The organism is Streptomyces sp. A012304 (assembly GCF_026008495.1).
GTDB lineage: Bacteria > Actinomycetota > Actinomycetes > Streptomycetales > Streptomycetaceae > Streptomyces.
Genome location: NZ_BQUN01000039.1, coordinates 104,981 through 112,603, shown reverse-complemented (window position 1 = coordinate 112,603; position 7,623 = coordinate 104,981). Strand labels below are relative to the sequence as shown.

Sequence of the window (7,623 nt, the reverse complement as noted above, 5' to 3'; positions counted from 1 at the left end):
GGCCCCGAGGGCCCCGAGGCCCCGAGGGCCCCGAGGCCCCGAGGGCCCCGAGGCCTCGCCGCGGCGGCCGGTGCGCGGACGAGGCCCTACGGCCGGTGGTTCAGGCGCGCGGTGGCGTCTCGTCGGTCACGGTCCAGCGCTGGTTCGCGCCCGACGTGGGGGTCCATGTCGTGACCCGCGCGCCGTCCGCCGTCGCGTGTCCGGCGACGTCGAGGAGGCGGCCGGTGGCGGCGTTGACGAACGTCCAGGTGCCGTCGCCCGTCGTCGACATGATCCACTGCGCTTCCCGGCCGGCCGGGACGGAAGCCGGGTCCTCCAGGACCGCTGTGCCCTCCCGCACCGCCAGCCGCTTGCCCGTCGCGGTGTGGACGATGCCGTACCGCTCGCGATTGCCGTTGCCGTGGGTCAGTTTCCGCACGGACCACCGCTGGGCGTCGGCGGCGGTGTCGGTGGTGCGGATGACGAGCCCGGTGGCGTCGTCGTTCGGGGCCAGCGACTTGCCGCTCTGCACGCCCTGGAGCCGGTAGACGTGGCCGGGCCGGACGAGCGAGGCGTCCCGCGCGGTCCCGCTGACGCCCGAGACGCGGAAGGTGGTGACCGACCTGGCGGGGACGGTGAGCGTGGCGGACCGGCCGGTCACCCGCACCGGTTCGCCGCTGACCAGTGCCCCGGCGTCGCTCGTCACCACGGGGGTCACGGTGGCTCCCGGCGCGACCCGGCGGAAGCGGGAGAGGTCCAGGGTCACCGTGCGGGCCGTGGTGCCTTCGTTGACGTGCACCACCGTGGCCCCGGTGCCGGACTTCTTCACGGCGGCGACGCTGGAGGCGTCGTCGGTCCTGACGAAACGGTCCCCGGGCCGGATGTAGTGGGTGAAGTTGCGGATGGTGTGGAACTTGGTGTTGGTCCGGATCGGACAGGTCTGCGGGGTGGCGTCGGCCGTGCAGTTGAACGGGATGTGGATGCTGCCCCAGTTCTTGCCGGCCGCCGCCTGCGGGACGGAGTCCTCGACGGGCTGCCAGAACACCCAGGCGGACGGCTCCAGTTCGCGGATGTCGCCGACCATCCGGGTGGCGATCCCCAGCCCCGGCTCCATGCTGGTGAAGTCCGTGCCCGTGCCCCAGGTGCCCTCGACCTCGCTCATCCACAGCTTCTTGCCCGTGCCCTTGGCGCCGTCACGGGCGCTGGTGCGCTGGGCCGTGCCGTAGGTGTGCACATTGAGCTGGTCCACGGCGGCCCGCGTCGTCGCGTCGTAGGCGTTCCAGTTGTCCGTGAAGATCTTCGGGTTGGTCTCGTCCATCGCGGAGACCGTGGCGTGCGTCTTCGCCCCGGTGAGGGCGCGTCGCAGCGCCAGGACCACCTTCTGCTGGAGCGCGGGTCCCGCGTGGGCGCCCTCCTGACGCCCGCCCGTGGGCTGACCGTCCGCTCCCAACTGCGTGCCCCAGTAAGGAGTGTTGGGCTCGTTGAGCGGGGCGATGGTGTCGAAGTCGACGCGGTGCTCCTTCTCCAGGTGCTCGGTCACCTTCACCAGGTAGGCGGCGAAGTCGTCGACCCGGTCCGCGCGGATCTGGTCGGCGCTCGCGTCGAAGCCGCCGGAGACGTATCCGCTGACCGTCTGGAACCAGGGCGGTGAGTTGCTGAACGCCTCCCAGCGGGTCACCTTGCCCTTGATCTGGTCGATCCACCAGCGCTGGTTGGCGTCGGCGGACCAGTTCCAGTGGTCGGGGTCGGCGGGGTCCCACCAGTCCATGTCCTCACGGGTGGTGCCCTCGGGGGCCTTCCAGAAGCCCTCCATGGTCGCGCCGGTCTTCATGTAGTCCTTGCGCACGTCCGGGGCGTTGCCGCCGCCGATGTTGTAGCGCGCGATGTTCAGCCGCAGACCGTCCCGGCCGAACAGCAGGTCCACGAGCTGTCTGCGGATCGGGTCCGGGTAGCCGCCGGTGACATTGGCGAACCAGACCAGACTCGTCCCCCAGCCCTCGAACTCCTGCTGCTGGTACGACGGATCGACGCGCACGGTCACGGCGCTCACCGCCTCGGCCGGGGGCGGGTCGGCGGCATTGACGGCGGGGGCGGTGGCGAATCCCGCCCCGAGCGCCAGGGGGAGGGTGAGCGCCATGGCTCGGACTGTGCGACGTCTCCTGGGCATGACGATCCCTTCGTGACGTGGGGGTGACACGGAGGACAGCTGCTCCGGACGGATCAACCATCGAGAGCGAACAAAAACAAGCAGAACTCGGCGGGCTGAAGGGATGCTTGACGACAAGACCGAACACGTCAAGACATCGTGCCGGGTTCGGCCTGATCACGCGGTGCCTCGGCGCGGCGAAGGTCCGGCAACGGCCGGGCCCCGCGACGCCGGGGTCCTGACCGTCACATGGTCGAGGAGGATCCGTGTGCGGTCCTCGGGCACCCTCGGTCCACGCCGAGCGCGACGGTGATGTCCAGTCCGTGCACCACGTGGCAGGTTCATGTAGGCGAACGCCCGTCACGTACATAACTATTGACGTGCTCAGGGCAACGCCCTACGGTCGCACGGACGCGTCACTGGAAAGCGCTTTCTCCTCTCGTTCCGTCCAAGGCCCGCACACCCTGGAGACGAACCATGCGCCTGCGATCCGCCGCTCTCTCCGTCGGCTTCCCCGGTCTCCTGGCCGGTCTGCTCGTCCTGCCGTCCGGGGCCGCCGCCCATGCCGACGCGAGTGCGGTGCAGGCGACCGACCTGTATGTGGCCACCAACGGCAGCGACAGCAACCCGGGAACCCTCAGTGCCCCGTTGAAGACGATCCAGCGCGCGGTGGATCTCGCGCAGCCGGGGACCACGATCCAGGTCAGGGGCGGTACGTACGCCCCGAGCGGCAACATCCGGCTGCTGAAGAGCGGCAGCGCCGGCCAGCCGATCACCCTGCGCGGCCACAACGGCGAACGCGTGGTCATCGACGGTGAGAACATGCCGTACACGCCCGGCGCGGTGGGGTCGAGCATCCCCCGGGCCGAGCGCGGCGCCGTCCACATCGAGGGCGACCACTGGCGTCTGATCGGCCTGGAGATCATCCACGGCCCCTACGGCGTGTTTGGACTGGACACCAACAACAACGTCTTCGACCGGCTCGTCACCCGGGACAACTACGAGTCCGGCTTCCATCTCCAGGGCGCCTCGGCGAACAACCAGATCCTGAACCTGGACAGCCACGGCAACCGCGACCCGCGCAAGAACGGCGAGAGCGCCGACGGGCTGGCCGTCAAGGAGGGTTCCGGCGCCGGGAACGTGGTGCGGGGAGCCCGGCTGTGGAACAACTCCGACGACGGCCTGGACTTCTGGATGTTCGACGCGTCACCGATCCTCGTCGAGAACACCCTCGCCTGGGGCAACGGGTTCAACCGGTGGAACCTGCCCGACTACCAGGGCGACGGCAACGGCTTCAAGATGGGCGGCAACGGGGTGGCGGCCGACCACACCGTGCGCAACAGCATGGCGTGGGACAACTCCGCCGGGGGCTTCGTCGACAACAACAACCCGGGCCGGATGAAGATCGAACGCTGCACGGCGTGGCGCAACCCCAAGACCGGGTTCGCCTTCAACCGGTCCTCCAGCACGCTGACCAAGAACCTCGCGGTCGCCAACGGCACCAACGCCTCGCTGGGGTCGACCTCCACGGGCAGCGGCAACTCCTGGAACCTCGGCGGCACCTGGACCCTCGCCGGCACCGACGCGAGCGCGATCACCGGCCCCCGGACGGCCAGTGGCGCCATCCCCTCCTCCACCTTCCTGCGGCCCGGCAACGGGGCGGACGTCGGGGCGCGGTTCTAGGTGTAGGAGGGCTGGACATGGGTGACACTGACCCGAAGCCGTGAGGCTGGCGATTGCCTCCTGCTCCGCTATGCGGGCGGCGGTTGTCGCAGTGGATGTTCCAGACTGCGATCGCCGCTGACCTGCCGTCCTCGCTGGTGTACTCGCGCACGTAGAAGACTTCCTCGGCCAGGATGCGCTGACAGCGCTCTACCTTGCCGTTGTGGCGCGGGGTGGAGGGCTTGGTCTTCTGGTGCCGAGACTGGCTGCCGACGACGCGGGCGAAATCGGCAGATCGATAGCAGGCGCCGTTGTCTGTGACGACACGGTGGATGTGGGTGATCCCATGAGCTGCGAACCAGACCTTCGCTCGGGCGAGGAACGCCTTCGGACTCCGGTGTGGCGTCGAGGGACGGTCCTGTAGTCCGGCATCGCCATGGCGTCGCCAGCGGTTGACCCATGTCGACGCGCAGGCACGTGAGATGCCCATCTCGGCGGCGACGTGAGCGATGGGCGGGTGCGGCAGCGTTCGATCAGGCGTCGACGGCCTTCGATGCTGAGGGGTGAGCTGGCATGTGTCATCTCTTCTTCCTTCTTGGCGGCTGCCGGGCGGACAAGCGCAGCAGGTGCGAGGGCTCGGGTCGGAGGCTCTACCCGAACCAAGGCACCCAGGGGCCGCGGTGTCCTCGGCCCGAGTCGTTCGAGACCCGGGACGCCCGGGGTCAATCTGCGGTGACTACGGCGTCTTCGTGGTTGGTCTCGCGCGAGGGGCGGGTAGCCACGACCGTCATGAGCAGGCCGCACATGGTCAGGCCCGCTGCTGCGAGGTAGATGGGCCTGGGGCCGGCAGCGGAGTCGGTGATCAGTCCGCCGACCAGGCCGGCGCAGGCGGCTGCGACCTGGTATCCGGAGGCGTTGACGGCCATCGCCAATGTCGGGGCTTCGCCCGCGGTCATCATCACGCGAGCTTGCATTCCGGGGATGATGGCGAAGCCGAACAGACCAATCACGACAACTGCCACCCCAGTAAGGGCTGTCGAGGCTGCAACGAACCAGGTGCCGACAAGTGTTGCCGCCAACAGGCCGAGCAGGGCGGGTTGGAACAGTCGCGGGTTGCGATCGTAGAGCGTGCCGCCGACGAGGTTGCCGATCGTCGCGCCGACGCCATAGGCGAGCAGCAGAAGCGGCAGTCGGGTCGTCGAGTGACCACCCAGATCCGTGAGCAGGGGCGCGAGGTAGCTGAACACCATGAGCGCACCAACGTTGCCGACCGCGGTGATGGCCAGTGCGAGCAGCACCGGCGCTTGTCGCAGCACTCGCAACTCCGAGACCGCGGAGGTCCGAACCTTCTCACGGGGCGGCGTGAGTTGCCAGAACACCAGACCCAGCCCGATCAGGCACGCAACGGCAATCGCGACGAATGTCGAACGCCAACCCCACTGACCGCCGATCTGGGTGCCGATGGGCGCGCCGAGGATCATGGCCAGGTTCATCCCGAACGCCAGCCGGGCAACCATGGTCCCGGCTCGCTCAGGTGGCGCGGACTGGACCGCGATCACAATGGCTTGGGCGAAGAAGGTCGAGGTCACCAGTGCGGTGATCACCCGGGCCGCCAACAGCAAGGAGAACTCAGGAGCGAGCGCGGAGACCGCATTCCCGACGACCGCGACAGCCAGCAATGACAACATCAGTGGTTTCCGGTCGACACCGGTGGTCACCGCAGTAAGCACCGGACCGCCGATGATCATGCCGACGGCGTACGCAGTGACCAACAACCCCGCGGTGCCGACGGTGACTCCGAGGTCGGTGGCGACCTCGGGCAAGATCCCGGCGACCACGAACTCGCCGGTGGTGATGCTGAAGACGCAGAACATGAGGATGGCAAGTCGAAGCATGACCGGCACGCTAAACTCTCACGTCAACGTGAGAGTCAAGCCCGAGTCGTGAACGGGGCAGCCAGGTGAAGATCGGCGAACTGGCAGATCGGACCGGAGCCAGCGTGCGAGCGTTGCGCTATTACGAGGAGAAGGGCGTCCTGACCCCGGACCGGACCCCCAGCGGATACCGAATCTTCGCCGACTCCGACATCCACAAGGTCGCGCACATCCAGACCCTGCTCGCCGCGGGTCTCGGCATGGACCTCATCGGCGAAATCCTGGCGTGCCTGTCCGGCGAGTCGCTGCTGCTGGACGACTGCCGGGAACGCCTCGAAGCAGAGCGTCGCCGGATCACCGGCGACATCGACCAACTCGTCCACACCCGATCGCTGCTAGACGAGTTGCTCGCCACCACTCGCGGACCCGCTCGACGAGACACTGCTGAGCCATCCGGCGCGTAACCACCAGCCCGACTGTCACAAAGGTCTTGCCCCGCAACATCTAGGCATTCCCCCGGAGGCGGCGCCCGGCCGTGGGGTCGGGCCGTGGCGCCCGCCGCACAGGAGGTGCGGTGGCGCCGCCGCCGTCGGTCCCCCGGCGCGCAGGGTCTACGCTGTGCCGCGGTCACGGCGCGATCTTGGGACGCGGCGCAGGCGGAGAGCGGAGACGACAAGTGAACAGCCGAACGGGAGACCCGCGAAGAAGCGCTCGCGGGATACGACAGGGCCGTCGGGGACGGCCCCTCCACCGGACACGCACGGTGATACGCGCCTCCGGACCCCTCCCCGCGACACCGGTGCGCACCGGACCGGTCCCGGCCGGCGAACGTCCGCCGCTGCTGCCGGAGTTCGCCCGGCGCCTCGCCGCGGGGAGCGTGCTGGTGCTTCTGCTGAGCGGTGTCGTCTCGCTGGTGGTGTGGTTCTGCGTCACCTTCCAGGCCGTCGTCACGCCCGTGCTGCTCGCGCTGCTCGGCGCCGCCCTGTTGGGGCCGCTCTACCGGCGGTTGGTGGCGATGAAGGTCAACAAGTCGGTCGCGGCCGGGCTGACGTGTGCCGCGGTCGTCGTGGTCATGGGCGGCGCGGTGTCCATCGTGGTGTTCGCGCTCATCGACACCGGCGACCAGATCATCTCCTCGCTGCGGGACGCGGCGCAGGCGCTGAGCGAGCGGTTCGAGGCGGCGGGGACCTCCGTGGACGACCTCGCGGCGAACGCGAAGGACATGCTGGGCAAGTTCGGCGGTACGGCGGTCTCCGGTGTGCTGAGCGGCGTCGGCGTCGTCACCGGGATGCTCGCGACGGGGGTCCTCGCGATCCTGCTCCTGTTCTTCTTCCTGCGCGACTCCGACAGGGCCGTCGCCTCGCTGCACTCGCTCGCGCCCCGTGGCTCGGGGGAGACCGCGGAGGTCATGGCCCGCCGCGCCTTCCAGGCCATCGAGGGCTTCATGCGCGGCACCACGCTCATCGCCTTCATCGACGCCCTGTGCATCGCCGTCGGCCTGCTGATCCTCCAGGTGCCCAACGCCATCGGGCTCGGGGCGCTGGTGTTCGTCGGCGCCTACATCCCGTACCTCGGTGCTCTCCTCTCGGGCGCGGTGGCGGTGCTCGTCGCGTTCGCGGACGGCGGTTACACGACCGCGCTGTGGGCCCTCGGCATCGTCCTCGCCGTGCAGGTCCTGGAGGGGAACGTACTCCAGCCGATGATCCAGAGCCGCACGGTGCAGATGCACCCGGCGGTGGTCCTGGTGGCCCTGACGGCCGGAGCCTCCGTCGCGGGGATCCTCGGCATGCTCCTGTCGGTGCCCCTGACCGCGGCGGTCTTCGGAGTCCTGTCGGAGCTGCGCGGGCGCTACGCGGAGGCGGAGAACAGGGCGACGGCCGGTCCCTCATAGGGAGTCGGGCGGCCGACGACCGGCATACGCGTATCTGGCGGCCGACGACCGGCACAGGTGCATCGGGCGGC

At 69.3% G+C, this 7,623-nt stretch carries 5 protein-coding genes and 1 pseudogene; 3 read left to right on the top strand and 3 right to left on the bottom strand.

What is annotated here, in order from left to right:
• Window positions 1–100: 100 nt before the first annotated feature.
• Window positions 101–2,116 carry an RICIN domain-containing protein gene (locus ALMP_RS09670; protein WP_375803462.1) on the bottom strand — a complete coding sequence of 672 codons (2,016 nt, stop codon included), beginning with the start codon at window positions 2,114–2,116 and terminating at the stop codon, window positions 101–103.
• Window positions 2,117–2,602: 486 nt separating this feature from the next.
• On the opposite strand from ALMP_RS09670, the gene ALMP_RS09665 reads away from it, so the two are divergent.
• Window positions 2,603–3,808, top strand: a complete 1,206-nt coding sequence (locus ALMP_RS09665) for a right-handed parallel beta-helix repeat-containing protein (RefSeq protein ID WP_264925875.1) — start codon at window positions 2,603–2,605, stop codon at window positions 3,806–3,808.
• Here the strand turns inward: ALMP_RS09665 and ALMP_RS09660 are convergent.
• Both ALMP_RS09660 and ALMP_RS09655 read right to left on the bottom strand, forming a co-directional pair.
• A pseudogene (locus ALMP_RS09660) lies at window positions 3,805–4,369 on the bottom strand (integrase core domain-containing protein). The gene ALMP_RS09665 and the pseudogene ALMP_RS09660 sit on opposite strands and share 4 nt — an antisense overlap.
• A 140-nt stretch (window positions 4,370–4,509) precedes the next feature.
• The gene (locus ALMP_RS09655) at window positions 4,510–5,682 is read right to left on the bottom strand and encodes an MFS transporter (RefSeq protein ID WP_264925874.1); all 1,173 of its coding nucleotides are present in this window, start codon (window positions 5,680–5,682) and stop codon (window positions 4,510–4,512) included.
• Between the two features lie 65 nt (window positions 5,683–5,747).
• Between ALMP_RS09655 and ALMP_RS09650 the strand changes: the two genes are divergently transcribed.
• Together ALMP_RS09650 and ALMP_RS09645 are read left to right on the top strand one after the other, a co-directional pair.
• Window positions 5,748–6,125: a MerR family transcriptional regulator gene (locus tag ALMP_RS09650; RefSeq protein WP_264925873.1), complete on the top strand. Its 378-nt coding sequence runs from the start codon at window positions 5,748–5,750 to the stop codon at window positions 6,123–6,125.
• A 335-nt stretch (window positions 6,126–6,460) separates the two neighbouring features.
• Window positions 6,461–7,552 (top strand): AI-2E family transporter, encoded by a 1,092-nt coding sequence (locus tag ALMP_RS09645; protein WP_264925872.1) that lies wholly within the window; start codon window positions 6,461–6,463, stop codon window positions 7,550–7,552.
• Window positions 7,553–7,623 lie beyond the last annotated feature (71 nt).

Bases quoted from the DNA above. Each gene is read 5' to 3' on its own strand.
- ALMP_RS09670 (WP_375803462.1), bottom strand. From the start codon at position 2,116: ATGGCGCTCACCCTCCCCCTGGCGCTCGGGGCGGGATTCGCCACCGCC.
- ALMP_RS09665 (WP_264925875.1), top strand. From the start codon at position 2,603: ATGCGCCTGCGATCCGCCGCTCTCTCCGTCGGCTTCCCCGGTCTCCTG.
- ALMP_RS09655 (WP_264925874.1), bottom strand. From the start codon at position 5,682: ATGCTTCGACTTGCCATCCTCATGTTCTGCGTCTTCAGCATCACCACC.